Raw genomic sequence first — 24,937 nt, forward strand, 5'->3', positions numbered from 1 at the left:
GCGCTGCCATGCCGAACATCTCTGCCGCCGCGCGCGACGGCCAGGACGACGGCCAGAGCCCCAGCCCGACGAACGGGCAGAGTCCGGCGCTGCTGCTGAGCATGGCGCTCACCGAGTACGCCGCAGCACGATCCGCGTCGCAGAACGAGGCGCGCCGCTCACTCGGCATCGGCGAGATGGATGCTCGTGCGCTCGCGTACCTCACAGCGAACCCGGGTGCCAGGCCCAGCGCTCTTCGCGCGCACCTCGGGCTCACATCGGCCGGCGTCTCCACCCTCTGCGACCGCCTCATCGAGCGAGGCACGATCCATCGTGACACCGACCCGAGCGACCGCCGCGCGAGCCTGCTGACCGTCCTGGTCGACCTCGATGCGGAGCCGTGGAATCGGCTCGGCGAATTCGACCGTGGTCTCGCCGCGGCCATCGCGGCCGAGGCCGAGCCAGAGACGCTCCTGGGCCTGGCGGAGCTGCTGACGCACGCCCTCAGCGTCGGCAACGCGTCGAGCACAGACGCCGGCGCCGGCGCACCTGACCCGAGCTAGGAGGTCGCCTCAGCCGACACGGGAGTGCGCCCAGGCTGCGAGTGGAGTTCGGCGACCAGCACGATCGACTTCGCCTGCAGGAAGGTGCAGAGCGCTGAGACGACCGCGAGCTCCTGCGAGAGCGCATGCACGTCGGCGGCAGACAGGTGCAGCGTGTGCTCGCGCGGTTCCATGGTGACCGACCAGCGTGGGCTCTCCCGCGTGCCCGGCTGCAGGTACACGTCGGTGGGCACGTGCGTCAGCTGCACCCGGACGAGGCCGGTGTCGTGCCCTTCGTCGCCGTCCTGCACGATGACGTTGACGACCCCGGGCTCGACATAGCCGAGCCCCTCGAACTCGCGGGCCCATGACTCGAGCACTTCCTTGCTGCGATACGGCATCCTGAACCTCCGAACCGGGGTGATCGCTTCCACTCCCCAGCATCCACCATCAGCGGAGCCTTCACCGCCTTACTGGCCGCCCACGGCGGAGGCTGGCACACTTTGCCGCGTCGGAAGCCTCGAAGGGGCGGACTCTCAAGCCGCCGCTCGCATCGCCTAGGTTGGTCGGGTGTCAGACGAAGCAACCACCCAGCCGGCGCAGCACCCCTCGCATCGACCGATCTTCTCGTTCTCGCGACGCAGCGGCCGCCTCACCGACGGCCAGCAGACATCGTGGGAGTCGCTCGGCCCGAAGTACCTCGTCGAGGTCGAGCGCGCGGAGCTGGACTTCTCCGTGAGCCCCACGTTCCGGGTCGACCCGGCCGAGTTGTTCGGCCGGGATGCGCCGCTTGTCGTCGAGGTCGGCTCCGGCACCGGTGAGGCGGTCGTGGCGGCCGCCGCCGCGCATCCCGAATGGAACTTCCTGGCGGTCGAGGTGTTCGTCGCGGGTCTCGCGCGCACCCTTCGGCGGGTCGAGGACGCGGGGCTCTCGAACGTGCGACTCGTCGAGGCGAACGCCGTCGAGGTGCTCGAGCACATGCTTCCCGCGGGCAGTGTCGAGGAGCTGTGGATCTTCTTCCCCGACCCGTGGCACAAGGCGAAGCACACGAAGCGTCGGCTGGTGCGCGATGGCTTCGGCGCCGTCGCAGCAAGGTCCCTGCGCGCCGGCGGCCGCATGCGGCTCGCGACGGATTGGGAGGACTACGCCTTCCAGATGCGCGAGGTGCTGGATGCGGCTCCCGAGTTCACGAGCGAGCACCCGGGCGCCTGGGCCCCGCGCTTCGAAGGCAGGACCCTCACGGTGTTCGAGCGGAAGGCGGAGAAGGCCGGGAGGCGAATCCACGACCTCAGCTACGTGACGGCGGGCTAGCTTCGGCCTGCGACGACTCCTCGTCCTCTCGCTTCCCCGATCCGAGCCGGAGCGTCGCGGCGAGTCCGAGGGCCAGGAACGCCGCGGCGGTGAACGCTGACGCTCGGGTGCCATCGGAGAGCGCGGCCTTGGCGTCGTCGGCGAAGTCGGCCGTGGCTGGGTTCTCGCCGAGGCCCGCGATCGCGCCGCCGGCAGAATCGACGACCGCCGAGACGACCTGATCTCGCTGCTCGGCCGGCACCTGGGCGTCGTCGAGCGAAGCGCCGAGGGAGGCTCCGGTCGTGGTGAACAGGATGGTGCCCAGGATGGCGACGCCGAGCGCCGAGCCCACCTGCCGGGACGTGGACTGGGTGCCGGACCCCTGCCCGGAGAGCTCGACGGGCACATCCTGCAGCACGACCCCCGTCAGCTGTGCCGTGGCGAGCCCGACGCCGAAGCCATACACGAACAAGGCGGGGATGAGCCAGCCCCACTGCGCATCCGGGGCGATGATGAACCCCGCCCAGGCGATGCCGATGATCTCCGCGAGAATGCCGACGCGCACGATGACCACCGCGCTGACCTTGCCGCTGCTCGCCCCCGCGAAGCCGCTCGCGACGAACGAACCGGCCGCGAGCGCCAGGAGCACGAACCCTGTCTGCAGTGCATCGAAGCCGAGCACGAACTGCAGCCACAGCGGGAGCGACAGGATGATGCCGAACTCCCCGAGGGCGACGACAAGCGCCGCCACGTTGCCGTTGCGGAACGACGAGATGCGGAACAGGGAGAACTCGAGGAGCGTCGACTCGCCCCGATGGGAACGGGACACGCCCCGCACGATGAAGAGGGCGAGCGCCACGGCCGAGATGGTGAAGGCCACCGGCACCGGCGAGATGGGGAGGGGCCACTCGAACGACCCGATGGTGAACGTCTCGTTGACCGCCCACCAGCCATAGGTGCGCCCCTCGATGAGCCCGAAGACGAGCGCCCCGAACGTGACCACGGAGAGGGCCGCGCCGACGAGGTCGAGGCGCTTCTGCGTCGGCTCCCGCGACTCGTTCACGAAGAGCAGGACGCCGACGACGATGATGATGCCGAGTGGCACGTTGATGCCGAACGCCCACCGCCACGAGAACGCTGTCGTGAGCCAGCCGCCGAGGAGCGGCCCGACGGCCGCCATGCCGCCGATCGTCGACCCCCAGACGGCGAACGCGATGCCCCGCTCACGGCCGCGGAAGGTCGCGTTGATGATCGAGAGCGTGGTCGGCAGGATCATGGCGCCGCCCACACCCTGCACGAGGCGGGCGAGGATCAGCAGCCCGCCGGTCGGCGCGAGCGCGGCGGCGACGGAGGCGAGCGCGAAGATCACGACCCCGATCAGCATCAGCCGCCGTCGCCCGACTCGGTCGGCGAGGCTGCCGAACAGGAGCAGCAGCGACGCGAACACCAGCGTGTAGGCCTCCTGCACCCACTGGACCTCGGTCGATGTGATGCCGAGCTCCGTCACGATCGACGGCACGGCGACGTTCACGATCGTCGAGTCGACGATGATGAGCGCGACCGCGACGCTGATGAAGACCAGACCAACCCACCGACGACGCGCTGTCTCCGCCATGATGCTCACTTCTTCCGCAGGGAAACGAGGAGGACGAGGTGAGACTACGCCCGCGATTCTGGAATTTTGCTCAATTGTTTAACTACTTTCGGGGCGGAGATGAATCAGGGATGCAACCGTTTCATTCCCTCCCTGACCGTTCATGACATCCCCCGGAGCACCATTTGTTGCGTGTCACGAAGCGTCACACCCTGGCCAGACCGATGGTCCAGGCGTAGCCTCGCTCAGTTCGTGAGAAATCTCGCGAGCTGAGAAATCGCATCGGGAGATCTTCCATGTCGGCCAACACCCCAGGCACCCCCACCTCCGAGGTGGCATCCAACGCCACCGGAGCAGAGGACACGCCGCGCCCCAAGAGCCGCGCGCGCAAGCTCCTCACCTCGTTCGGATTCCAGATCCTCGCCGCCCTCGTTCTGGGTGTTGTCCTCGGACTCGTCGCCCGCAACCTCGGCGACGACGCTGAAGGCAACCCGAACGGGCTCGCGGCGACACTCGACACCATCGGCAGCTCGTACGTCACGATCCTGACGGCAGCCGTCGTCCCGCTCATCCTGACCGCCGTCATCTCGAGCATCGCGCAGCTGCGCCTCGTGACGAACGCGGCGAGGCTTGCGGGCCAGACGCTGCTCTGGTTCGGCATCACGGCACTCATCGCCGTGACGATCGGCATCACGCTCGGCGTCACCATCCAGCCGGGCAACCGCGTCGACCAGTCGCAGCTCGAGACGGGCGAGCCCTCCTCAGTCGGCACCTGGTGGAACTTCCTCACCGGCCTCGTGCCGCAGAACTTCCTCGGCATGGGCGTGCGCTCGCGCGTCGACGCCGAGACGGGCGACGTGACCTCGACGATCGCGTTCAACGTGCTGCAGGTCATCGTCATCGCTGTCGTCATCGGCATCGCGGCCCTTCGCCTCGGCAAGCGCGCCGAGCCGTTCCTCGAGTTCACGGCCTCTGCCCTCGCGGTCATCCAGAAGGTCCTGTGGTGGATCATCCGCATCGCCCCACTCGGCACGCTCGGGCTCATCGCGAGCGCCGTCGTCGACTACGGCTGGGAGAAGCTCACGAGCCTCGCCTGGTTCGCGATCGCCATCTACGTGGGCCTCGCCCTCGTGCTGTTCGTCGTCTACCCGATCCTCGTGAAGGCGCACGGCCTCTCGGTCGGCCGCTTCTTCTCCGGCGTGTGGCCGGCGGTGCAGCTCGCGTTCGTGAGCCGCTCTTCCATCGGCACGCTCCCCCTCACGCAGCGCGTCACCGAGCGCAACCTCGGCGTGCCCCGCGAGTACGCATCCTTCGCCGTGCCGTTCGGTGCGACCACGAAGATGGACGGATGCGCAGCGATCTACCCGGCCATCTCGGCGATCTTCGTCGCCCAGTTCTTCGGCATCGAGCTGTCGATCATGCAGTACATCCTCATCGTGGTGGTCTCCGTCGTCGGTTCGGCCGCGACGGCCGGCACGACGGGTGCGACCGTCATGCTCACGCTCACCCTGTCGACGCTCGGCCTGCCCCTCGAGGGCGTCGGCCTGCTCCTCGCCATCGACCCGATCCTCGACATGGGCCGCACCGCGACCAACGTCGCCGGCCAGGCACTCGTGCCGATGATCGTCGCGAAGCGCGAGGGCATCCTCAACGAGAAGCTCTACAACGCGCCCCGCGGTGACGTCGCCTTCTCCGACGAGACCGACGAGGAGGTGGAGGAGACCATCAAGCGCTCCACCGCCTCGACCTCTGACCCCGAGCAGGACGAGTTCGAAGGCGCGACGCTGCAGGACGCGGAACGCCGCAGCTAGCAGCACCGCACGATCAACGGGCGCTTGCTCTCGGAACCCCCAGCGGGCATCCGGGAGCAGGCGCCCGTTCTGCGTCTGCGCCGCCAGCCCGCGCCGCGCCGCCCCGCCCGAGCCATCCCCCGCCGCCGAGAGCGGACTTGTGGTCGTTCCCAGCGAGTTTTGACGACCACAACTCAGCCCTCGGGCGCGGGACTCGCATCGCGGGCCGGGAAGGGGCTCGGGATGCGCGGGGCCGGGCATGCGATTCTTGCCACATGCGCGCATCCACCTGGACTCCCCTCGCGATCATCTACCTCCTGCTCGCCATCGTCGGCGGAGCCGTGACGTGGACGTTCAACGTCATCGCCGGCATGGAGGGCAGCGCCTTCGTCGGCGACTACTTCGGCAGCGGTCCCGCCGTCACGTCGATCATGATCGACGTGCTCGTCGCCGCCACGGTTGGCGTCGTGTTCATCATCGTCGAGGGCCGCCGCCAGGGCATGCGGCGCCTGTGGGTGTACGTCCTCTGCTTCGGCGTGGCATTCGCGTTCGCCCTGCCGCTGTTCCTCGCGATGCGGGAGCGGCACCTGTCGTCGAGACGGGCGGCCAGCGAATCGGGCAGGGCAGACGAAGACCCCAGCCACCCATAGCCGATAGCTCCGACCGGTCACGCAAAGGCCACGGAGGTTCTCCTGCTTGGCTCGTCGGATTCGCGGACGAGCGAGACGGAGGACCCGGATGAAGAACGCGCTCTGGTCGATCGGAGGGGCAGCCGCAAGCGTCACGTACGTCCTGCTCGTCGGGTACCTGACGATTCAGGTGAGTGGACTTGCCGGCGGGGCGGTGTTCGGCCTCGACAACCGGCTCAGCGGCGTGACAGCACCCGGCCCGGGGCTCCTCCAACTGGCGCTCATCGCCGGAGTGAGCGGCGGCGCGCTCCTCATCCTCACCCGAGCCGTGCGCAGTCTGGACCCTGCCGCCCGCTTCGCGCTGCGGCTTGGCTTCGCAGCTGCAACGGCTGTCCTGGTCGGTGCGGCTTTCGTCATGCTCTCGCAGCGCTTCGAGGTGCTGGACCTCAACACCGGACCGGCCCCGTGGGTCGAAGGCTGGCTGACCAGGGGCGGCACCGCCTCCGTCGTGCACCTGATGCTGATCGTGGTGGTGGCGCTGCTGGTCGCCGGGCGCGGCCGGGCCGCAGTCAGACTGCCGCGCACTGCCCCGCAAGCCAGTCGTGGGCCAGCGCCGGGGCCTCACCCGTGAGCGCGGACACGTCCGGCTGGATGGGCTCCGGCACGACCGCGCCGGTTCGGTCCGTGTATCGGGAGGTGGTGAGGAGGATCTCGGAGCCGTCGGCGAGCATGAAGCCGTCGACGCCGGTCGCGAGGCCGTTGCTCTTCTCCCCGAAGGTCGTCACGTTGCTCTGCCCGGTGAACGCGGCCAGCACCATCTCAGCGGCGGAAGCGGTGGAGAAATCCTGCAGGACGGCGACCGGCTTGCCGTCGAAGACGCTCGTGTCGATGTCCACTTCTGCATCGAAGCGCAGCTCGTAGCCGTCATCTGAAGTCGCGCTCTCCGTGGTCACGGTGATCGCGCCGTGTGTGCCGTCCCGATCCACGAATCCCGCGACGTCGCTCGTGTCGAAGAGCGGCGAGACCGCGCCGAGCATCGGGAACGCGCTGCCGCCCCAGTTGCCGCGCAGGTCCACGACGAAGCCGCACGTCTCCGTGTCCGCGAGCGCGGCCAGCCCCTCGACACCGGCGCGCGCATACTCCTCGGCGAGCTGACCGTCATGCCCGATCGCCGACAGGGTGATCGTGACGGTGCGCCCGTCCGTCGCCTCGACCGTCGGCGGGGCGCTCGGTGCTTCCGCATACAGAGCATCCCGCTCATCCGCGGGGAGGAACCTCGCGTGCCTTCCTCCGGCGTCGCCGGCAGCTGCCGCGATGAGTTCGTACGCCTCCTCGAGGTCTTCCGCCTGCGCGCCCGCCGCGATGAGGGCATCCCGTTCGAGCGACCAGTCCCCGCCCGAGTAGAGGCCGTGCTCTTCCAGGATGTGCGCGGCCTCTTCGACGAGCGCGGCCGGGCTCACTGGCACGGGCGGACTCGGCGTCGGCTCCGGAGCTGCGGAGCACCCGGAGAGCCCCAAAACGAGTGCGGCAACCACGGCAAGCGAGACGCTGGCGCGCGGACTTCGCGAGCATTGGCCTCTGCGGGCGACGCTCCTCATGCCTCCACCCTACGATCTCGTCGATTCGCGTCAGCGGGGCCGCGGCGAGCAGAGACCGTGGACGTGCCGAGAACGTGCACGTGATGAGCGAGTGAGCGGGCCGACTCCCCCAGATTCTCGGCGGACGTCATCGAGCCTCGCCCGACTTTGTCGGTGGTCGCCGTTAGCGTCGCAGCATGAACATCATCCTCATTCCCGGCTTCTGGCTCACGGGCGGTTCCTGGGCCCCCGTCACGCAGGCCCTCGAAGCGGCTGGCCACACCGTGCATCCGCTGACCCTGCCCGGCAAGGGCCCCGGTGAGGACCAAGCCGGCGTCGGCCTTCGCACCCACATCGAGGCCGTCATCGCGCTCGTAGACTCGATCGACGGCGACGTCGCGGTCGTCGGGCACAGCGGCGGCGGAGCCGTGGCCTACGGCGTCGTGGATGCGCGACCAGATCGCGTCGCGAGAGTCGTGTACGTCGACTCCGGCCCGCTCGCAGACGGCGGCGTCATCAACGACGAACTGGAAGTGTCCGGCGCCACCCTCCCGCTGCCCGTCCGCAGCGGCTTCGGAGAGCCCGAGCTGGTCGACATGACCGAGGAGGTCTGGAAACGGCTCGAGGCCATCGCCGTGCCCGAACCCGCCGGCGTCGCGACCGAGAAGCAGCAGCTGAGCGACGAGCGCCGCTACGACGTGCCAGCTGTCGTCATCACCAGCACCATGCCGGAACCACTGCTCCGGCAGTTCATGGAGGGCGGACACCCCTACGTGGCAGAACTCGCTCGCGCACGCGCAGTGCGCATCGTCGAACTCCCGACGGGCCACTGGCCGCAGCTCACGAAGCCCGCGGAGCTCGCCGCTGCCGTCGTCGACGCCGTGACGGACTGACAACGACAAGACGCCGCATCCCGAGCACCGGCGGGTCAACCTCACCGGGCAGACATCACCGGCTGGACGTTGTCGGGTCGACGTCACCGGGTCGAACACGGAGCGGCTAGAAGAGGAGCGGGGTAGAAGGAGGGGCTAGAAGAGGAGGGAGAGAAGGGGCAGGGGGCTAGAAGAGGATCTGCACGACGGCGAGCAGCGCGACTCCGCCCAGGACAGCCGCGAGCACGGTGACACCGATGCGCATCTGCGGACGTCGCCGCGCGCCGATGCTGCTCGATGTCTGCGCGAGCTGCGTCGCGGCGATCAGCTCCGGTGACCCGGCCGGTGGGACCTGCTCCGTCACGCTCGCCGGGTCGGACGCAGGAACATCGATCGAGTACTCACTCGGGTCGACCCGCTCCGGCAGACGCTCGAACCTGCCGCTCGCTGTGTCCCCCATGCCACCGTCTCCGCTCTGTCGCCGCCCCGAACCGCTTGCCACTTCCGGCCCACGCTATCGAGCCCAGGTCCGAGAGCCCCGGGAGCCGCCGCTTCTGCCCGCCACGCGAACCTGCGAGAATCCGCGCATGCGCAAATGGCTGCTGCTGGCCGCGGCGATCTCGTGCGAGGTCACCGCGTCGCTCTCGCTCAAGGGCGCACTGGATGCTCCCGCCCTCTACCTCGTGGTCGTCACCGGGTACCTGGCTTCGTTCGCGTTCCTCGCGCTCGTGCTTCGCGCCGGCTTGCCCCTCGGTGTCGCCTACGGCATCTGGGGCGCCCTCGGGGTCGCCCTGACCGCCCTGCTGTCGGCGCTGCTCTTCGCCGAGCCGCTCACCGCGCTCATGGGCCTCGGCATCGTGCTCATCATCGGCGGCGTGCTGCTCGTCGAGCTGGGATCGCAGCGCGCGCACGACCGCGCCGAACGACTGAAGGATCAGACGCAGAGGGCCGACGGGGTGTCCGCCTGATGCTCGGCTGGCTCTTCCTCGCCGGTGCGATCCTGACGGAGGTCGGCGGCACACTCTCCCTGCGGAAGACCGTCGACGGGAGCCGACTCTGGTATCTCCCCGTCGTCGCCGGCTACGTGACCGCCTTCACGCTGCTGTCGCTGACCTTGGCGCAAGGGGTACCGCTCGGCGTCGCCTACGGCATCTGGGCGGCCGTCGGCGTCGCACTCACCGCAGTGCTCAGCCACTTCATCTTCAAGGAGCCGTTCACGTGGATGATGGCGGCCGGCATCGCCCTCATCGGCGCCGGGGTGCTGCTCGTCGAGGTGGGTGGCCAGCACTGAGCACCGGCCACCTCACGCTTCAGCTTCGGGCTGACGTGGCGGCGGCAACCGCTTCGACGGTGAGCGGCGGGCCGCCATGGGATCGGCGCTCCACGATCGGGAATGCCGCACCGTTCAGCACCACCACGGGGGTGGCGAGCGAGCGGACCCGGGCACGCACGGCGTCGAGATCCACCTCGACGATCACGTCACCGGCCTCGACCATGTCACCCTCCGCTCGCTTGAGGTCGAACCCCTCGCCGTGCAGGTCGACGGTGCCGAGGCCGATGTGGACGAGCACCTCGAGCCCTTCGGGGGTCGTGACGCCGAACGCGTGGCCGGTCGGGAACAGCGCCGTGATGGTTCCGGATACGGGACTGCGGAAGTCGCCGGACGTCGGCTCGACCGCGAAGCCGTCACCCATCGTGCCCGCGGAGAACGCCTCGTCCTCGACATCGGAGAGGCGGATCACCGTTCCTTCGACCGGGGCGAGGACGTCGATGCGCTGGCCTGCAACGCCAGCAACGCCAGCAGCCCCGCCGGTCACGCCAGCCGTGGCCGCAGCGCCCTCCCGCGCGGCTTCGTCGCCGAGCAGCTTGTTCTCCTCGTCGCCCTGATCCGCGTTGTGTTCGGCAAGGAGCGCCGGCGTGAAGCCCCAGAAGTAGGTGATCAGGAAACCGGAGATGTACCCGGCGAGGAGCCCGACGACGTAGGCGAGGATCGCGTACCCCTGCCCGTTGTCGCTCTGCAGCAACGGCAGCAGCGCCCACCCAGAGGGGCCGATCGCCGTCGCGCCGAAGGCACCCGCGAACTGGTTGAAGGCCCCAGCGACTGCACCGCCGACGGCACCGCCGAGGCAGGCAGTGAGGAAGGGGCGACCCAGCGGCAGCGTGACCGCGTAGATCAGCGGCTCCCCGACGCCCAGGATGCCGACTGGGAGGGCACCCTTGATCGTCGTCCGCAGGGACCTGTTCCGGTTCAGCCTGAAGTAGATCGCGAGCGCGGCGCCGACCTGTCCCGCTCCCGCCATGGCGAGGATCGTGAGGAGCGGCGTGAAGCCCACCTGCTCGATGAGCGTGGCGTGGATGGGGATGAGCGCCTGGTGGAGGCCGAGCATCACGAGCGGCAGGAAGAGCCCGCCGAGCACGAAGCCTGCGAGGAGACCGGAGTTGTCGAGCAGCCAGATCGCTCCCGTGCCGATGGCACTCGCGATGTTGCCCGCGACGAACATGAACACGAAGATCGTCGCGAGCCCCGAGATGAGGAGTGCGAGCGTCGGCGTGACGAGGATGTCGATCGCATCCGGGATCTTCCCGCGCAGGCTGCGCTCGATCCAGGCGCAGAGCCCCGCGGCGAAGATAGCCCCGATGACGCCGCCCTGCCCGGGTGCGAGCACGATGTCGCCCAGGACGGGGAGGCTGTACTGCACGTCGCTGATGCCGGCGAAGACGATGATCGCCGCGACGGCGCCACCGAGCGCGGGTGTGCCGCCGAACTCCTTGGCGGCATTGATGCCAGCGAAGATCGGCAGGAACGCGAAGAACGCCGAGCCGATGACGGTGAGAGCCGGAACCACCGCCTCGACGAACTCAGGAGCCGTCCCGACCGTGACCCAGTTGACGAGGAGCCCGCGCACGGCGGCCACAATGCCGGCTCCGATGAGCGCCGGGATGAGCGGCACGAAGATATTGGCGATCTTGCGGATGAAGTTCTTGAACGGGGTGTTGTTGCGCTGCTTCTGACCAGCCTTGATGGCCGCGCCACGCGCGGCGAGGGCCTCGGCGTCAGCGCCCGAGGCACCGAGCGCTCGACGGAACCCGTCGGTCACCTTGGTGACCTTGCCTGGTCCGAGCACGACCTGGTAGGTGTCGTCATCGACAACGCCCAGCACGCCGGAGAGCGACGTGATCGCGCCGTCGTCGACCAGGTCGCGGTCGACGAGGGAAACCCGCATCCGCGTCATGCAGTTCTCGACGCCGGCGATGTTGCCTGGGCCACCGAGCAGCTTCAGCAGCTCGCTGGCGAGATCGTCGTTTGCGCTCATGGGCATCCTCTTCTCGCGACGTTGCTCGAATTTTGAAGAACAGTACCAGGATGAACAAAGAAAAGGTAAAAAAGTTCCCCTCGCCAGCGTGAGCCAGCGTGAGCCAGCGCGATCCACCACGGCGCAACAGGGCCCTGCAGCCTCGTTCACGCTCGTCGCAGCACGTCAGCCCCGCGGGACCGCCCGATGCGTCTTCTCGATGGCCGCGACAGAGCCTTCGTAGTCGACCTGCGCGACCCCGGTGAACACGCAGTCGACGACCATGAGCTGCGCGATACGACTGCCGAGCGCCGCGGAACGCAGTGGGGTCTCCCTCGCAGCGGTACGCAGGACGACGTCGGCGAGACCGGCAAGCGATGACCGCTCATGGTTCGTGATCGCGATCGTCGTCGCTCCCGTCGACTTCGCGATGCGGAGGAACTCGACCACCCCAGCGGTCTCGCCTGAGTGCGAGATGGCGATCGCGACAGACCGATCGTCCAGCACAGCCGCGGCCGTCCATGCCGCATGGGCCTCCGGCCACTCGAGGGCGATCCGCCCGATTCGAGAGAGCTTGCGCTGCAGGTCGACGCCGACCACCGAACTCGCCCCGATCCCGTGGATGTCGACACGGGCGGCGCCTGCGATGGCCGCGACGGCAGCCGCCAGGGAGTCGATATCGAGGACCTCGGCGGTGTCCGCGATCGAGAGCGTCTCGTTCATCGCGATCTTGGCGACGACGTCGGCGAGCGAATCGCTCGGTGAGATGTCTGCCGCCGGGGCGACCCCTCCGCTCGAGGCGAGGCGCTCTCGCAGGTTCTGCTCGGTGAGGTCGTGGCGCAGATCGCGGAAGCGCGCGTATCCGGCGCGTCGCGTGAACCGCACGACCGTGGTCGTCGAGGTGTCGGCGAGCTCCGCGATCTCCGCCATCGACTTCGATGCGAATCCCTCGGGGTCGGCGAGAAGCGCCTCGGCGATGCGACGCTCCGATGGCCGGAGCGAGGGCATCAGCGCCCGAAGCTCGACCAGTACAGTGCGAGAGTTCGCCTCAGTGCCTTGGGTGCTCACGATCCACCTGCTTTCCGAGGACAGCGTAGCGAGGCTCCACCACGCCGCGCCGGGGAAGTTTATTTACTTACCCACTGCATCTCGTGTACTTTCATAACTCAGGTTCGCATGGTGGCGAGCCGAGGATCGGAGACGAGCATGCCAGACACAGAGATCTCGACACTCGCAGCGCTCTCGACCGAGGGTCGCAACCCGCGCAGCATGGAGCTCGACACGCTCGAGACCGAGCAGATCCTGCGCCTCATGAACGACGAGGATGCGACCGTCGCCGCCGCCGTCCGCGCAGCGCTCCCCGTCATCGCGCGAGCCGCCGATCGCATCGCGGAGGCGCGGCGTGCCGGCGGGCGACTCATCTACCTCGGCGCTGGCACCAGCGGCCGCATCGGCCTCCTCGACGCGGTCGAGTGCCCGCCGACCTTCGGCACCTCCCCCGAGGACGTCCTCGGCGTCATGGCCGGTGGGTCGCAAGCGTTCGTGCGCGCCGTCGAGGGCGCCGAGGACGACCCCGAACTGGCTGAGCGGGAACTCGACGCGGTCGCCCTGCGGGCAGAGGATGTCGTCGTGGGGCTCGCGGCGAGCGGACGCACGCCGTACGTCATCGGCGGGCTCAAGGCCGCCAGGCGCCGCGGCGCCGCGACCATCTCCATCGTCTGCAACGCGGGCGCGCCCATCAGCGCGGAAGCCGATATCGCGATCGAGGTCGTGACCGGGCCGGAGGTCCTCACGGGGTCGACCAGGCTCAAGGCTGGCACCGCTCAGAAGCTCGTGTGCAACATGCTCTCGACGGCCAGCATGGTCCGCGGTGGCAAGGCCTACGGCAACCTCATGGTCGACGTCCGCCCATCCAACGCCAAGCTGGTCGACCGGGCTCAGCGCATCGTCGCCGAGGCGACGGGGGCGTCACGCGCCGACTCCGACGCTGCGCTCGCATCGGCGAGCGATCACGCGAAGACCGCCGTGGTCATGCTGCTGGCCGACTGCGACGCGCAGCGGGCCGCCGCCCTGCTCACCGAGGCCGAGGGAAGCGTGCGCAAGGCGGTCGAGCTCGCCGCAGGCTGAGCCCGGCGACCGAGAGCTGAGCTGAGCTGAGCTGAGAACCACCGCGCACAGGTCGACGGCCCTGCTCGTCACCGGGCGTCGAGCCCCACCAGCTCCGAGCTGCGCTTCCACAGGCCCTCGATGAGGTCCTCGTCGAAGATCTGCGGATTCACGTTGGTCGCGTGGTGCCGCTCGTCGTAGTACTCCCCCGCCTGCCAGGTCACGCCGGGTTGCCCGGCGATGAACCACTCGAGCGTCTCGCCGCCCTTGGCCGCGCTGATCGTGAAGAGCTTCGCGAGCGGCGTGCGGTAGAGCAGGCGCATGAGGCTCGTCGAGTCGGAGGAGAAGTTCGTGCCGACGACCCCGGGGTGGAAGGCGACGCTCGCGACGGGCCGTCCCGCCAGGCCTCGGTGCAGCCCCTTGGTGAAGAGGATGTTCGCGAGCTTCGCGTCGCCGTAGGCCTTGTTCGCGCTGAAGCGGGCGTCGTTGTTGAGGTCGTCGAGATCGATGCGACCCATGAGCCGTGCCGCGATGCTCGCCGTGTTCACGACGGCCCCCACGCTGACCTGGTCGAGCAGGAGGTTCGTGAGCAGGAACGGTGCGAGGTGGTTGACCTGCAGGGTCAGCTCGTGACCGTCGACGGTGCGCGTTCGGTCGCCGAAGATGCCGCCGGCGTTGTTCGCGAGCACGTCGATCGGGCCGACCTGCTCGATGAGTCTCGCCGCGAGCTTCCGCACTTCGTCGAGGCGGGAGAAGTCGGCGACGAAGCGCTCCGCCCCGATCTCCTCGGCGACGGCAGCCGTCTTCTCCGCGTTGCGCCCGACGACGACCACGCGCCACCCCTTGGCCGCGAGGGCTCGCGCCGCCGTAGCTCCGATCCCGTCCGAGCCGCCTGTGATGACGACGGTGCGCGCCTCAGCCACGAGCGTTCGCCTCCAGGACGCTCTCGAGTCGCGTGATGACCGCCTCGAGCCCGAAGTGGAAGGCCAGCTCGAGGCGACGCGACGGCTCGAGCGACGTCGTCACGCCGTGGAGGACGGGATGCGCGACCGGGTCGGCCGACCAAGGAATGGGCGGGGACGCCGCATCCACGACCCGCCCGAAGGTGAGCCCTTCGAGCACGGCGATCGCGACGAGCGCCTGCTCGTCGGTGAACCCCACCGAGCGGAACGTGATCGCGATGGCCTCGTAGACGTCGAGCGTCTCCTCGTCGCTCACGGGCTCCTGCACCATGATCGGCAGAGCGAGCGGATGCTTCGCGAGGGCCGAGGTGTAGTCCTTCGACCAGCGCCGGACCTGGTCCTGCCAACTCATGGCGGCGAGCGCCGCGAGGTCCTCGTCGGTGGCATCCTCGAGCCCGATCGCGAGCGACAGCTCCGTGCTGATGAGGCTGCGGATGCCGTTGACGATGCCAGCCCGCCCGTGCACGTGGTGGTACATCGACGAGGCGCTCACGCCGAGCTCCTTCGCGAGGACCGGGATGGAGAAGTCACCCTTTCGGTCGATCTGGTCGAGCGCAGCCAGACAGATCTTCTCGGGCGACAGGATCGGTACCCGCGGACGAGCCATGGTCACACTCCCAGTTCTCGATCCACGGCAGAGCGTGGAGATGGATCGGTCTAGAAGACTATGACGCTTCTCGCGCGCTCGCCTCTTCGCATGGCATCGAACGCGTCGTTGACGTCGCTCAGCTGGATGCGTTCGCTGATGAGCTTGTCGACGGGCAGGCGCCCGGCGAGGTAGAGCGCGGCGAGCTTCGGGAAGTCGCGGCCGGGCACCGTGGAGCCGTAGTTCGTGCCGATGAGGCGCTTGCCGGTCTCGGCGAGCATCAGGGCGTCGATCGAGACCGGGGCGTCGACCGGCGGGAGTCCGACGATGACGGCGGTGCCGCCCGGAGCGATGAGGCTGGGCAGGGACTCGATGGTCTGCACGCGTCCGATCGCCTCGAACGCGTATTCGGCGCCGCCACCCGTGATCTCAGCGACCTGGGCGGCGAGATCGGGCCCAGGCACGATCGTGTGGGTTGCCCCGAGCTCGCGGGCCGCGGCGAGCTTGTCCTCGTTGAGGTCGATGGCGATGATGGGGTTCGCTCCCACGAGGTGCAGGCCCATGATGATGCTCTGCCCGACGCCACCGGCGCCGATGACAACCGCTGACTCGCCCGCGTCGACGGAGGCGTCGTTGACGACCGTGCCGATGCCGGTGGCGATCGAGCAGCCGATGAGGCTCGCGACGTCGAACGGCACCTCACGGGGAACCTTGATGGCGGCCGACTCAGGCACCACCGCGTACTCGCTCATCGTGCCGGCCGTGAGGTACGGGTACACGGGTTCGCCGTCGAGCGACAGGGGCGTCGTGCCGTCGGGGAGGAGGCACTCCTCGCTACGGCTGCCCGTGCACACGTAGGCGCGGCCGCTGAGGCAGGCGGTGCACCGGCGGCAGGGGTAGAACCAGCTGAGGATGACGTGGTCGCCCGGTTCGACGTCGACGACGCCTTCGCCGATGGCGACGACCTCGCCGGCGCCCTCGTGGCCCATGACGGTGGGCGATGGCAGCTGCCAGTCGCCGTCGAGCACGTGCCGGTCGGAGCCGCAGACGCCGGACGCGCCGAGCTTCACGAGCACGGTGCCCGGTCCCGGCTCAGCGACCTCGATCTCGCGGATCTCGAGCTGGTTGCTTCCCTCGAAGTGAACTGCCGCTTGTGCGCGCATGGTCAGACCCCTTTCCGGGTGGTCGTCTGGTGAGTGGTCGTGGCTTCCGTGTCCGAGAACGCGCCGACGCCGCGGCGCCGGTAGAGCAGCTGGGCGAGCAGCAGGTACACGCCGCCCGAGAGCACGGTGGCCGGGGCCGAGGCGGTGAGGATCAGGAACAGCGGATGCGTCTCGAGCGTGACCGGGTTGTAGATCCACAGGTAGAACGCCGCACCGACGACGACCGAGATGATGCCGGCCCAGTTGACGCCGCCCGTGAAGTGGTAGGCGCTCTCGCCGCGGAGCCGGTAGAGGTCGGGGAGGCGAACCCACTGGCGTCGGAGCACGAAGTAGTCGGCGAGGATCGCCCCGCACATGGCGGCCAGGAAGGCGCCGGAGATCGTGACGAACACCATGAACTGCTGGTACATGAAGTCCGGGAAGAACGTGAGGATCGCAGGGAGCACGAAGAACGAGCCGCAGAGCAGCGGCCACGGCACACGTCCGAGGAGGTTGCCGCTCGCCTGCCGGATCGCGAGCACCGTCGAATAGACGATGGAGGACATGCTCGTGATGTTGGCGAACGAGATGAACAGCAGCATGAACGCGCCGAGGATCGGACCGCCGAGGGGCAGCATCCACACCGTCGGGTCGGAGTCGCCGAGGGTGAGCGCCGCGGCCATGCCGACGACCTGGGCGACGAGCGTGCCGACGATGAGGCCGGTGAACGCGGGCCAGAGCGCCGCCTTGGGCGAGCGGGTCATGCGCGCCATGGAGCCCATCACGGGGTACCAGGAGAAGCCGACGGCGACGTTGAACTCGACGGCGAGCATGAAGTTCAGCTGCGATTCCTCGAACGGCGCGAGGGGCTCGGCCGCGAAGAGCGCCTCCCAGGACGTGTTCGAGACGAGGAAGAACAGCATGAAGACCGTGACGAGCACGAGGCCCGGGGCGACGAAGCGGTTGAGCTTGCCGATCGTGACGGGGCCACGCGACAGGATGAGCCACGCGATGAGGATCGCGACGAGGCCGACGACCGTGACGAGGAGGCTGCCAGAGCCGAAGTCGGTGCCCGCGGCACCGTTGGCGACCTGCGTGACGGCGCGGCCCACCATGATCGCGAGGAGCGACGACCAGCCCATCTCGGTGACGAGGATGACCGTGAAGACGAGCACGCCCACGCCGATGAGCCCGAAGACGGGGCGGAGGATCGTGTACTGCTCGACGCCGAAGCGTGCGCTCGCCGCCGTGGCGGCTGGCACCATGATGCCGAGGCCGATCGCGTTGCCGATGACCATCGCGGCGATGCCGTCCTGGAAGCCGACGAGCAGCGCGGTCGAACCGCCGACGAGGAACGCCCAGGTCGCGATCGCGAGGCTCAGGTTCACCCAGCTGTAGTCCCAGCCGGACCAGATGCGCTCCTTCTTGAGGAGCGGCAGCGAGCCGAACGTCGCCGCCTGATCGAGTTCGGCGGATGCGCCCTCGACCTTTCGCCCGGCGCCGCCGCTCACAGGATCACCACGAGGGCGCCAGCAACCACGAGGGCCACGCAGGTGAGCACGAAGAGGCCGATGTCGCGGCCGCTCAGGGGTTCGTGCGCGATGTCGCCGGCTTCGGCGGTCGCGATAGAGTCGAGTCGTCTCGCGAGATCTGCCGTGATCTCCGGGTCGCGCATGTCCATGGGTCCAGCCTTCGTCGTCGAATCCAGAAGAACCGAATTACCTTCGGTTTCGGCTATCCTGAGGCTGTTCCCCCGACCATGTCAAGAACTACTTTTCAAGAGACCCGGCACGCTCGAGATCCGAGCGACCACGACGACGAGGTGAGGCTGGCAATGGCGCTGATTTCCGTACTGCAGGCACAGGGCGCCGTCGGCGCCGTCGAAGAGAACCTCGAGCTCCTCCGCTCCTTCGCCGGGCGAGCGGCCGAGGCTGGCACCGAGATCCTCGTCACGCCCGAGCTCTTCGCGACCGGCTACGCGCCGGAGCGGGTCGCCGGCGAGGACGGCTCGGCCATCCGCGAGCAGATCGCACGCATCGCAGCCGACTCCGGCATCGCGATCGTCGCATCCACGGTCGAGCACACCATCGAGCGCTCAGCCGGGTTCGCCGCCAACGCCACGACCGAGCGCCGCTTCATCTCGGCTTCGCTCTTCGCGAGCGACGGCAACGAACTCACCCGCTACCGCAAGTCGAACCTCTTCGGCGCTGAGGAGCAGCGGGTCTTCGACCTCGGGGATGCCGCCGCCGAGGTCGTCGAGGTCGCGGGCCTCCGGGTCGCGCTCGCCATCTGCTACGACATCGAGTTCCCCGAGATCGCTCGACGTGCCGCGGTCGCGGGCGCGGAGGCGCTGCTCATCCCGACGGCAGTCCCGTCGACGGGCGACGTCGCGGGCGACCAGCCAGGGCACTCGTACAACGCCGAGGTCATCTCGACGCACATGGTGCCCGTGCGGGCCCTCGAGAACGGGCTGTACATCGCCTACGCGAACCACTCGGGTCCCGGATTCACGGGGCTGAGCACCATTGCGAGCCCCTACGGCAACACCCTCGCCATCGCCGGTCGCGACGATGCCGAGCTGCTGAGTGCTGAGATCCTGTCGTTGGAGGTCTCGAAGGCCCGCGAGGTCAACACGTACCTGAAGGACCTCCGCGACCCTCGCTAGCCCCGCACAGCTCGGCCAGCTGCACGCCTACCGGTCGCTCGTCGGCCCGATCGGCTCGGACGCCGAGCCGTCCTGGGTGTCGGGCCGCGCCGCATCCCTCGACCGTCGGCGGCCCGCGGTCTCGCGGCCCAGCTGCCGCCCGCCGAAGACGACGAGCACGAGGCCGACGACCAGCGACGCGATGCGCACCCAGACGGGAAGATCCGCGATGAGCGCCGGGCCGGCGAAGATGAAGGTGGCGGCAACGAAGTACCAGACTGCGACCTGCTGGGGAGCGGCTTCCTGCTCGGGCTTCATGCCCACAACCCTACGAGCGGCAACTGGAAGCGACGTCGACGAGTCGGCTGCGGGTGTCACCTGCACTCGCCGACCACACGGCACTGGGCCAGGTGCGGCGCGTTAGCATCGGGGATGCTTCAGCGAACCCTCGGCCGTACCGGCCGCCCAGTGTCCATCGTCGGCCTCGGCACCTGGCAGCTCGGCTCCGACTGGGGTGACGTCGACGAGCACGCAGCGCTCGACGTCCTCAGCGCCGCCGTCGAGAGCGGCGTCACCTTCTTCGACACCGCCGACGTCTACGGTGACGGCCGGAGCGAGACGCTGATCGGGACGTTCCGACGCGAGAACCCGAACGCCGACGTCTTCGTCGCCACGAAGATGGGACGCAGGGGCCCACAGGACCCCGCCCAGTTCACACTCGACAACTTCCGGGCCTGGACGGACCGCTCGCGCAGCAACCTGGGCGTCGACACCCTGGATCTGGTGCAGCTGCACTGCCCGCCGACCCCCGTGTTCTCGAACGATGCCGTCTACGACGCCCTCGACACGCTCGTCGCCGAGGGTGCGATCGCCGCCTACGGCGTCAGCGTCGAGACCGCGGACGAGGCCCTCGCCGCGATCGCCAGGCCGGGAACCGCATCCGTGCAGATCATCTTCAACGCGTTCCGCCTGAAGCCGCTCGACCTCGTGCTGCCGGCAGCGCGCGAGGCTGGTGTCGGCATCATCGCCCGAGTGCCCCTCGCCTCCGGCCTCCTGAGCGGCAGGTACACGAAGGACACGACCTTCTCGGCCGACGACCACCGCACCTACAACCGCGACGGCAGCGCCTTCGACGTCGGAGAGACCTTCTCCGGCGTCGACTTCGGTACCGGCGTCGAGGCGGCCCAGGCGTTCGCCGCGGCGCTTCCCGAGGGCGTCTCCCCCGCCGCGGCGGCCATCGCCTGGGTCGCAGCACAGGACGGGGTGACGAGTGTCATCCCCGGCGCACGGAACCGAGCGCAGGCGGAGTCGAACGCATCCGCCGCCTCGCTCGAGCTGCCCGCAGATCTCGACGCGAACGTGCACGAGATCTACGACCGGTTCTTCCGCCAGACGGTCCACGCCCGGTGGTGAGCGGCCCCACGGGCGGCCCCACGGGCGGCTCCACTGCGGGGCCGCCCCGGGCGGACTAGGCTGACGCCGCAGCTGCAGCCGTGCACTTCGGGCAGAGGCCGAAGATGTCGACGACGTGCCTCGCCTGCGTGTAGCCGTGCTTCGCGGCGACGCTCGACGCCCACTGCTCGACGGGGTCGGCCGTGATCTCGACGGCCGCTCCGCAGTTGCGGCAGATGAGGTGGTGGTGGTGCTCGCCCATGACGCAGGCGCGGTAGACGACCTCCCCCTCGGCGTTCTGCAGCGAGTCGGCTTCCTCGCTCTCGCTCAGCGTGCCAAGCGTGCGGTACACGGTGGCCAGCCCGATGCGCTCGCCAGCCGCCGACAGCCGCTGGTGCAGCACCTGGGCGCTCACGAACTCCGACGACTCCGCCAGAGCGCGGCGCACGGCCTCGCGCTGACGAGTGTTCCTCTTGACGGGGGCCGCGGCAGCACCGGCGGTCGTGCCGCCCTCACCGTTCGTCTCGTCGCTCATATCAGCCGACCATACCGGGGGCGGATGCGCGTTGCGAGACGCCCTGCGCGAACCGGTCGATGACGCCCTTCGCGAGGAGCGCGATGACGAAGATCGCGACCGCGGTGAGCGCCATCGAACCGCCGGCCGCGAAGGACAGGGTCCGAGACACCTGCAGGCCGACCACGGCGGCGGTGACGCCGAACGCGCAGGACAGGGCGAGCATCCACCCGATGCGCTTCGTGAGGAGCCTGGCCGCCGCCGCGGGGGCCGCGATCATGGCGATCGCGAGGATGGACCCGATCGCCGGCATCGCGACGACCACCGTGAGCGTGATGAGCGCCAGCGCCACCAGATCCCAGACGCCCTCGCGGAAGCCGGCCGCGCGGAAGCCGCGGGCATCGAAGCTCGAGAACAGCAGCTGCTTGCCGAAGAGCGCGTACACGCCGAGGACGATCACGAGCGCCGCACCGAGCAGCCACACGTTGGTGGGGTTCATGGCGAGGATCGACCCGGTCAGGTACGAGTCGACGCGCACCGACTGGCCGCGGTTGAGCGACGCGAAGAGCATGCCGAGCGCGTAGCCGAAGCTCAGGATGATGCCGGCCGCCACCTGCTTGCCCTGCCGCGGCACTCGCGAGAGCGCGGCCATGAGCGCCACGAGGAGCAAGCTGAAGATGGATGCGCCCACGACGATGTTGATGCCCACGACGGCCGCGAAGACACCGCCGGGGAACGTCGCGTGCGTGAGGGCGACGGTGTAGAAGGCACGCTGGCGCAGCAGCACCAGCACGCCGACAAGACCGCTGAGGAGGCCGACCAGCGTGCCGGTGAGCAGCGCGAGAGCGAAGTAGTCCATGGCTACGAGACCACCCCGGCAGCGGATGCGGGGGCACGGTCAGCAGCAGCGGCGGCGGTGCCTCGGCGACGGGCGGCGGCGGCGAACGCGGTGAGCCTGGTCACGACCACCACCACGAGGTACAGCGCGACGAGCACAAGCACGAGCACGGCACTCGGGGAAGCCTGGATGCCAGCATCCAGCGACAGCCAGAGGCCAGCCCAGAGGCCGACGAGCCCGCAGCCGACCGACACGAGGAGCGAGACCACGGCGATCGCCCAGACCCGACGCGTGACGAGGCGAGCGACGGCGACCGGCACGATGAGGAGGGCGAGCACAAGCAGGTTGCCGACCGCACGTGCGGCTGCGACGACCACGAGCGCGATCGCGATGTTCAGCGCCAGCTCGTAGGCGAGCACCCGCATGCCGGACGCCTGCGCCTGCTTGCGGTCGAAGGAGACGAGCAGCTGCTCCTTCCAGGTGCCGAGGACCAGCAGCACGGCGGTGCCGCCGAGCACGCAGATCGCGACGATGTCAGCGCTCGAGACCGTGAGCAGCTGCCCGAAGAGGAGATGCTCGAGTCCCGACGCGTAGTCGACGCTGCGCGAGACGATGACGATGCCGAGGGAGAAAGCACCGGCGAGGACCACCGCGATGGTCGCGTCTGAGCCGATGCCACGCGCCGAGGCGATGGTCAGTGCAACCGTCGCGATCAGGGCCGCGATACCGGCGCCGACGTAGACGCCGTCGGTGCCCGCCGCGATGAAGCCGATCACGACGCCGGGGAACACCGAATGCACCAGGCCGTCGCTGAGGAACTCGAGGCCGCGCAACGCGAGGGCCGTGCCGACGATGGCACTCGCGACCGCGAGCACGATGATGGCGACGGCTGCGCTCTGCACGAACGGCAGCTGCAGCAGGACGGAGAGATCGGTCACACCCGGGCCCGCTCGTGGTCGTCGCTGTCGTCGCCGCCCGGCGCGCAGACCGTGCCGTGGGCGCCGCCGTGCGCCTCGGTGTCTGCGGACGTGCCGGAGAACGCCGCCGCGAGCGCCGCATCCGTCAGCGCCTCCGAGATGGGCCCGCCGGCAATCTGCCTGCCGTTGAGCAGCAGCACGTGGGAGCACACCTCATGCGCGAGCTCGAGGTCATGCGTGGAGACGACGATGCCGACCCCCGTCCCTCGGAGGCGGCGCAGGGTCGCGATGAGCGCATCCCGGTTGGCACGGTCGAGGCCGTTGAACGGCTCGTCGAGGAGGATGAGCCTCGGCTCGGTGGCGAGCGCCCGAGCGAGCAGGCCGCGCTGCCGCTGGCCACCCGACAGCTCCCCGAAGGTCGTGTTGGCGAGCTCGGTGAGCCCGACCGTCTCGATGGCGCGACGCACGATCTCGCGGTCAGCGGCTCGCGGCCACCGGAGCAGCCCGATGCGTCGGTAGCGGCCCATCATCACGACCTGGCGGAGCGAGACGGGGAAGTCGGGGTCGATGTGCGTCGACTGCGGCAGGTAGCCGACCTCGGACGCACGAGACCCCGGAGCCGAGCCCAGCACCTCCGCGGTGCCGCTGGTCGACAGGAGGCCGAGCAGCGACTGCAGCAGCGTCGACTTGCCTGCGCCGTTCGGGCCGAGCAGCGCGACCGCGTCGCCCTCCCTCAGCTCGAATGACACACCGGTCAACGCAGGCGCCTCCCTGCCGTAGGCAATGGAGGCGTCGCGGTACGAGACGAGCGGGGTTGGATGCGTCACTGCTGCGCGAGCACCTCAGGCACGTCGGTCGCGGTGGCGCCCCAGGAATCGACGATCATCTGAGTATTGTGCACCGTCGCACCGACATACGTGCCCGTCGGGGTTCCCGGCTCGCCGAGCGCATCCGTCGCCAGTGCCTCCTCACCCGAGAACACCTTCGCTCCGGTCTGCGCCGCGATGGTCTCCGCGTTCTGCGGGGAGAGCTGCGTCTCGGTGAAGATGGCCTTCACGTTGTGCTCCTTGATCTCGGCGATGAGGGAGTCGATCTCGGCGGCGCTCGGCTCGGCGCTGTCGTCGAAGCTCGGCATGATCGAGCCGACGAACGTGATGCCGTACTGGTCGAGGTAGTAGTGGAGCGCGTCGTGGTTGGTGACGACGACCCGCTCGGCCTCGGGGACGGCGTCGACGTTCGCTGCGATCCACGTGTCGAGCTCCGTCAGCTCGGCGTCGTAGGCGTCGGCGTTCGCCTGCACCGTGGCGGCGTCGATGCCGGGGAGCTCCTCGAGGTGCGTGGCGATCTCGGCAGCCATGAGCTTCGCGTTCGCCGGCGAGGTCCACGTGTGGGGGTTGCCCTCGGCGTGCTCATCCTCAGCGTGCGCCTCGCCCTCGGCGTGCGCCTCCTCCTCGTGGCTGTGCTCTTCGCCCTCGGCGTGCGTGTGCTCGTCCTCGGCGTGCTCTTCCTCACCGTGCTCGTGCTCATGGCTTCCCGACAGCGTGACGTTGGCCGAGGCATCCACGACCTCACCCGCGTAGCCGCTCGACGAGACGGCCGCGTCGAGCCACTCCTCGAGGCCAGCGCCGCTCGAGACGACAAGATCGGCCGAGCCGAGCGCGACGAGGTCGGCAGGGGTCGGCTCGAAGCTGTGCGCGCTCATGCCGGGCTGCAGCAGCTGCGTGACTTCGACATTCAGGCCCTCGGTGAGCTCGCGGGTGAAGTCGGCGACCTGCGTGGTGGTCGCGACGACGGTGAACGACTCGCCCTCCGCGGTGGGTGCCGCGGCGCTGTCGGTGGCCGCGGTCGGACCGGAGCAGGCCGCGAGCGCGAGAGTGGACAGGCCGGCGAGGGCGATGAGGGCAGGAGAGCGAAGGTTCACCCGTGGAGTGTAATTCGTACTGAGAATCAATGTCAATTGCGCGGGCTGAGAATTGCTGGCGGTGCCTCGGTGACTCCCACCGGCTTGGCAACTCGGCAACTCGGCAACTCGGCGGCTCGGCGACTCGGCGGCTGGGGGGCTGGGGGCTCGGCGCAGAGTTGTGGATAGACGCTGCTACGACCCGCGCCAACGACATCCCGCCACAACTCTGCGCAACGCGGCGAGCGTGCATCCCCGGAGCCAGCGCAACCAGTGACCAGAGTTGTGGCGAAGTGCGCCTTGGCGAACGCGGAACCGCGTTCAGCCACAACTCTGGCCGCCGTTGCAGCGGGGCGGGCGGGGACGGCCG

28 protein-coding genes are annotated in these 24,937 nt (G+C 69.2%); 11 read left to right on the forward strand and 17 right to left on the reverse strand.

Annotated features, from left to right (window positions below; translation table 11 throughout):
• Positions 1 to 8 precede the first annotated feature (8 nt).
• Positions 9 to 542: a MarR family winged helix-turn-helix transcriptional regulator gene (locus C5E10_RS01460; protein WP_181062581.1), complete on the forward strand. Its 534-nt coding sequence runs from the start codon at positions 9 to 11 to the stop codon at positions 540 to 542.
• Here the strand turns inward: C5E10_RS01460 and C5E10_RS01465 are convergent.
• Positions 539 to 922 carry a hypothetical protein gene (locus C5E10_RS01465; RefSeq protein WP_104330128.1) on the reverse strand — a complete coding sequence of 128 codons (384 nt, stop codon included), beginning with the start codon at positions 920 to 922 and terminating at the stop codon, positions 539 to 541. The genes C5E10_RS01460 and C5E10_RS01465 overlap by 4 nt on opposite strands.
• Before the next feature lie 169 nt (positions 923 to 1,091).
• Between C5E10_RS01465 and trmB the strand changes: the two genes are divergently transcribed.
• Positions 1,092 to 1,832 (forward strand): tRNA (guanosine(46)-N7)-methyltransferase TrmB, encoded by a 741-nt coding sequence (gene trmB, locus C5E10_RS01470; RefSeq protein WP_104330129.1) that lies wholly within the window; start codon positions 1,092 to 1,094, stop codon positions 1,830 to 1,832.
• Here the strand turns inward: trmB and C5E10_RS01475 are convergent.
• Positions 1,810 to 3,426 (reverse strand): DHA2 family efflux MFS transporter permease subunit, encoded by a 1,617-nt coding sequence (locus C5E10_RS01475; protein ID WP_104330155.1) that lies wholly within the window; start codon positions 3,424 to 3,426, stop codon positions 1,810 to 1,812. The genes trmB and C5E10_RS01475 overlap by 23 nt on opposite strands.
• A 275-nt stretch (positions 3,427 to 3,701) precedes the next feature.
• Between C5E10_RS01475 and C5E10_RS01480 the strand changes: the two genes are divergently transcribed.
• From C5E10_RS01480 to C5E10_RS01490, 3 genes are all read left to right on the forward strand, one after another.
• Positions 3,702 to 5,216 carry a dicarboxylate/amino acid:cation symporter gene (locus C5E10_RS01480; protein ID WP_104330130.1) on the forward strand — a complete coding sequence of 505 codons (1,515 nt, stop codon included), beginning with the start codon at positions 3,702 to 3,704 and terminating at the stop codon, positions 5,214 to 5,216.
• A 254-nt stretch (positions 5,217 to 5,470) separates the two neighbouring features.
• Complete coding sequence (locus tag C5E10_RS01485; RefSeq protein ID WP_104330131.1) at positions 5,471 to 5,845, forward strand: DUF2834 domain-containing protein; 375 nt, start codon at positions 5,471 to 5,473, stop codon at positions 5,843 to 5,845.
• An 88-nt stretch (positions 5,846 to 5,933) separates the two neighbouring features.
• Positions 5,934 to 6,455, forward strand: coding sequence for a hypothetical protein (locus tag C5E10_RS01490; protein ID WP_104330132.1), 522 nt, complete (start codon positions 5,934 to 5,936; stop codon positions 6,453 to 6,455).
• On the opposite strand, the gene C5E10_RS01495 is transcribed toward C5E10_RS01490, so the two are convergent.
• The gene (locus C5E10_RS01495; RefSeq protein ID WP_181062582.1) at positions 6,394 to 7,290 is read right to left on the reverse strand and encodes a S41 family peptidase; all 897 of its coding nucleotides are present in this window, start codon (positions 7,288 to 7,290) and stop codon (positions 6,394 to 6,396) included. The two genes, C5E10_RS01490 and C5E10_RS01495, sit on opposite strands and share 62 nt — an antisense overlap.
• 308 nt (positions 7,291 to 7,598) lie before the next feature.
• Between C5E10_RS01495 and C5E10_RS01500 the strand changes: the two genes are divergently transcribed.
• Positions 7,599 to 8,294, forward strand: a complete 696-nt coding sequence (locus C5E10_RS01500) for an alpha/beta fold hydrolase (protein WP_104330134.1) — start codon at positions 7,599 to 7,601, stop codon at positions 8,292 to 8,294.
• 166 nt (positions 8,295 to 8,460) lie between these two features.
• Here C5E10_RS01500 and C5E10_RS01505 read toward each other — a convergent pair whose 3' ends face one another.
• Positions 8,461 to 8,733 (reverse strand): hypothetical protein, encoded by a 273-nt coding sequence (locus C5E10_RS01505; RefSeq protein WP_104330135.1) that lies wholly within the window; start codon positions 8,731 to 8,733, stop codon positions 8,461 to 8,463.
• Between the two features lie 127 nt (positions 8,734 to 8,860).
• Here C5E10_RS01505 and C5E10_RS01510 point away from each other — a divergent pair, with 127 nt between their 5' ends.
• On the forward strand, positions 8,861 to 9,241 hold the full coding sequence (locus C5E10_RS01510; protein ID WP_104330136.1) for a multidrug efflux SMR transporter: 381 nt from the start codon (positions 8,861 to 8,863) through the stop codon (positions 9,239 to 9,241).
• Positions 9,241 to 9,564 (forward strand): multidrug efflux SMR transporter, encoded by a 324-nt coding sequence (locus C5E10_RS01515; RefSeq protein WP_104330137.1) that lies wholly within the window; start codon positions 9,241 to 9,243, stop codon positions 9,562 to 9,564. Before C5E10_RS01510 ends, C5E10_RS01515 begins: the two co-directional genes overlap by 1 nt.
• A 19-nt stretch (positions 9,565 to 9,583) precedes the next feature.
• Here the strand turns inward: C5E10_RS01515 and C5E10_RS01520 are convergent, their stop codons facing one another.
• Both C5E10_RS01520 and C5E10_RS01525 read right to left on the reverse strand, forming a co-directional pair.
• Positions 9,584 to 11,587, reverse strand: coding sequence for a glucose PTS transporter subunit IIA (locus tag C5E10_RS01520; RefSeq protein WP_219820305.1), 2,004 nt, complete (start codon positions 11,585 to 11,587; stop codon positions 9,584 to 9,586).
• A gap of 165 nt (positions 11,588 to 11,752) precedes the next feature.
• Complete coding sequence (locus tag C5E10_RS01525) at positions 11,753 to 12,634, reverse strand: MurR/RpiR family transcriptional regulator (protein WP_258070952.1); 882 nt, start codon at positions 12,632 to 12,634, stop codon at positions 11,753 to 11,755.
• Between the two features lie 138 nt (positions 12,635 to 12,772).
• Between C5E10_RS01525 and murQ the strand changes: the two genes are divergently transcribed.
• Positions 12,773 to 13,693, forward strand: coding sequence for an N-acetylmuramic acid 6-phosphate etherase (gene murQ, locus C5E10_RS01530; protein WP_104330156.1), 921 nt, complete (start codon positions 12,773 to 12,775; stop codon positions 13,691 to 13,693).
• A gap of 68 nt (positions 13,694 to 13,761) precedes the next feature.
• Here murQ and C5E10_RS01535 read toward each other — a convergent pair whose 3' ends face one another.
• The 5 genes from C5E10_RS01535 to C5E10_RS18990 are packed head-to-tail and all read right to left on the reverse strand — an operon-like array spanning position 13,762 to position 18,043.
• Entirely contained in the window at positions 13,762 to 14,595 is an 834-nt protein-coding gene (locus tag C5E10_RS01535; protein WP_104330140.1) for an SDR family NAD(P)-dependent oxidoreductase, read from the reverse strand.
• Positions 14,588 to 15,241, reverse strand: a complete 654-nt coding sequence (locus C5E10_RS01540; protein WP_104330141.1) for a TetR/AcrR family transcriptional regulator — start codon at positions 15,239 to 15,241, stop codon at positions 14,588 to 14,590. Before C5E10_RS01540 ends, C5E10_RS01535 begins: the two co-directional genes overlap by 8 nt.
• Before the next feature lie 50 nt (positions 15,242 to 15,291).
• Positions 15,292 to 16,383 carry an alcohol dehydrogenase catalytic domain-containing protein gene (locus C5E10_RS01545; RefSeq protein WP_104330142.1) on the reverse strand — a complete coding sequence of 364 codons (1,092 nt, stop codon included), beginning with the start codon at positions 16,381 to 16,383 and terminating at the stop codon, positions 15,292 to 15,294.
• Between the two features lie 2 nt (positions 16,384 to 16,385).
• Complete coding sequence (locus C5E10_RS01550; protein WP_181062583.1) at positions 16,386 to 17,873, reverse strand: cytosine permease; 1,488 nt, start codon at positions 17,871 to 17,873, stop codon at positions 16,386 to 16,388.
• Positions 17,870 to 18,043, reverse strand: a complete 174-nt coding sequence (locus C5E10_RS18990; protein WP_181062584.1) for a hypothetical protein — start codon at positions 18,041 to 18,043, stop codon at positions 17,870 to 17,872. The genes C5E10_RS01550 and C5E10_RS18990 overlap by 4 nt, the downstream gene beginning before the upstream one ends.
• Positions 18,044 to 18,196: 153 nt before the next feature.
• On the opposite strand from C5E10_RS18990, the gene C5E10_RS01555 reads away from it, so the two are divergent.
• Complete coding sequence (locus tag C5E10_RS01555) at positions 18,197 to 19,027, forward strand: nitrilase-related carbon-nitrogen hydrolase (protein ID WP_104330144.1); 831 nt, start codon at positions 18,197 to 18,199, stop codon at positions 19,025 to 19,027.
• Positions 19,028 to 19,054: 27 nt separating this feature from the next.
• Here C5E10_RS01555 and C5E10_RS01560 read toward each other — a convergent pair whose 3' ends face one another.
• Positions 19,055 to 19,324 carry a hypothetical protein gene (locus C5E10_RS01560; RefSeq protein ID WP_104330145.1) on the reverse strand — a complete coding sequence of 90 codons (270 nt, stop codon included), beginning with the start codon at positions 19,322 to 19,324 and terminating at the stop codon, positions 19,055 to 19,057.
• 114 nt (positions 19,325 to 19,438) lie between these two features.
• Between C5E10_RS01560 and C5E10_RS01565 the strand changes: the two genes are divergently transcribed.
• Positions 19,439 to 20,419 (forward strand): aldo/keto reductase, encoded by a 981-nt coding sequence (locus C5E10_RS01565; protein ID WP_104330146.1) that lies wholly within the window; start codon positions 19,439 to 19,441, stop codon positions 20,417 to 20,419.
• Between the two features lie 55 nt (positions 20,420 to 20,474).
• Here C5E10_RS01565 and C5E10_RS01570 read toward each other — a convergent pair whose 3' ends face one another.
• The 5 genes from C5E10_RS01570 to C5E10_RS01590 are packed head-to-tail and all read right to left on the reverse strand — an operon-like array spanning position 20,475 to position 24,588.
• Positions 20,475 to 20,933 carry a Fur family transcriptional regulator gene (locus C5E10_RS01570; protein ID WP_104330147.1) on the reverse strand — a complete coding sequence of 153 codons (459 nt, stop codon included), beginning with the start codon at positions 20,931 to 20,933 and terminating at the stop codon, positions 20,475 to 20,477.
• A 1-nt stretch (position 20,934) separates the two neighbouring features.
• Positions 20,935 to 21,771, reverse strand: a complete 837-nt coding sequence (locus C5E10_RS01575) for a metal ABC transporter permease (protein ID WP_104330148.1) — start codon at positions 21,769 to 21,771, stop codon at positions 20,935 to 20,937.
• 2 nt (positions 21,772 to 21,773) lie between these two features.
• Complete coding sequence (locus C5E10_RS01580; protein ID WP_181062585.1) at positions 21,774 to 22,688, reverse strand: metal ABC transporter permease; 915 nt, start codon at positions 22,686 to 22,688, stop codon at positions 21,774 to 21,776.
• Positions 22,685 to 23,494: a metal ABC transporter ATP-binding protein gene (locus tag C5E10_RS01585; RefSeq protein WP_104330150.1), complete on the reverse strand. Its 810-nt coding sequence runs from the start codon at positions 23,492 to 23,494 to the stop codon at positions 22,685 to 22,687. The genes C5E10_RS01580 and C5E10_RS01585 overlap by 4 nt, the downstream gene beginning before the upstream one ends.
• Entirely contained in the window at positions 23,491 to 24,588 is a 1,098-nt protein-coding gene (locus C5E10_RS01590; RefSeq protein WP_104330151.1) for a metal ABC transporter substrate-binding protein, read from the reverse strand. The genes C5E10_RS01585 and C5E10_RS01590 overlap by 4 nt, the downstream gene beginning before the upstream one ends.
• Positions 24,589 to 24,937 lie beyond the last annotated feature (349 nt).

It is taken from the genome of Pseudoclavibacter sp. RFBG4 (genome assembly GCF_002931515.1).
Taxonomy (GTDB): Bacteria; Actinomycetota; Actinomycetes; order Actinomycetales; family Microbacteriaceae; genus Pseudoclavibacter.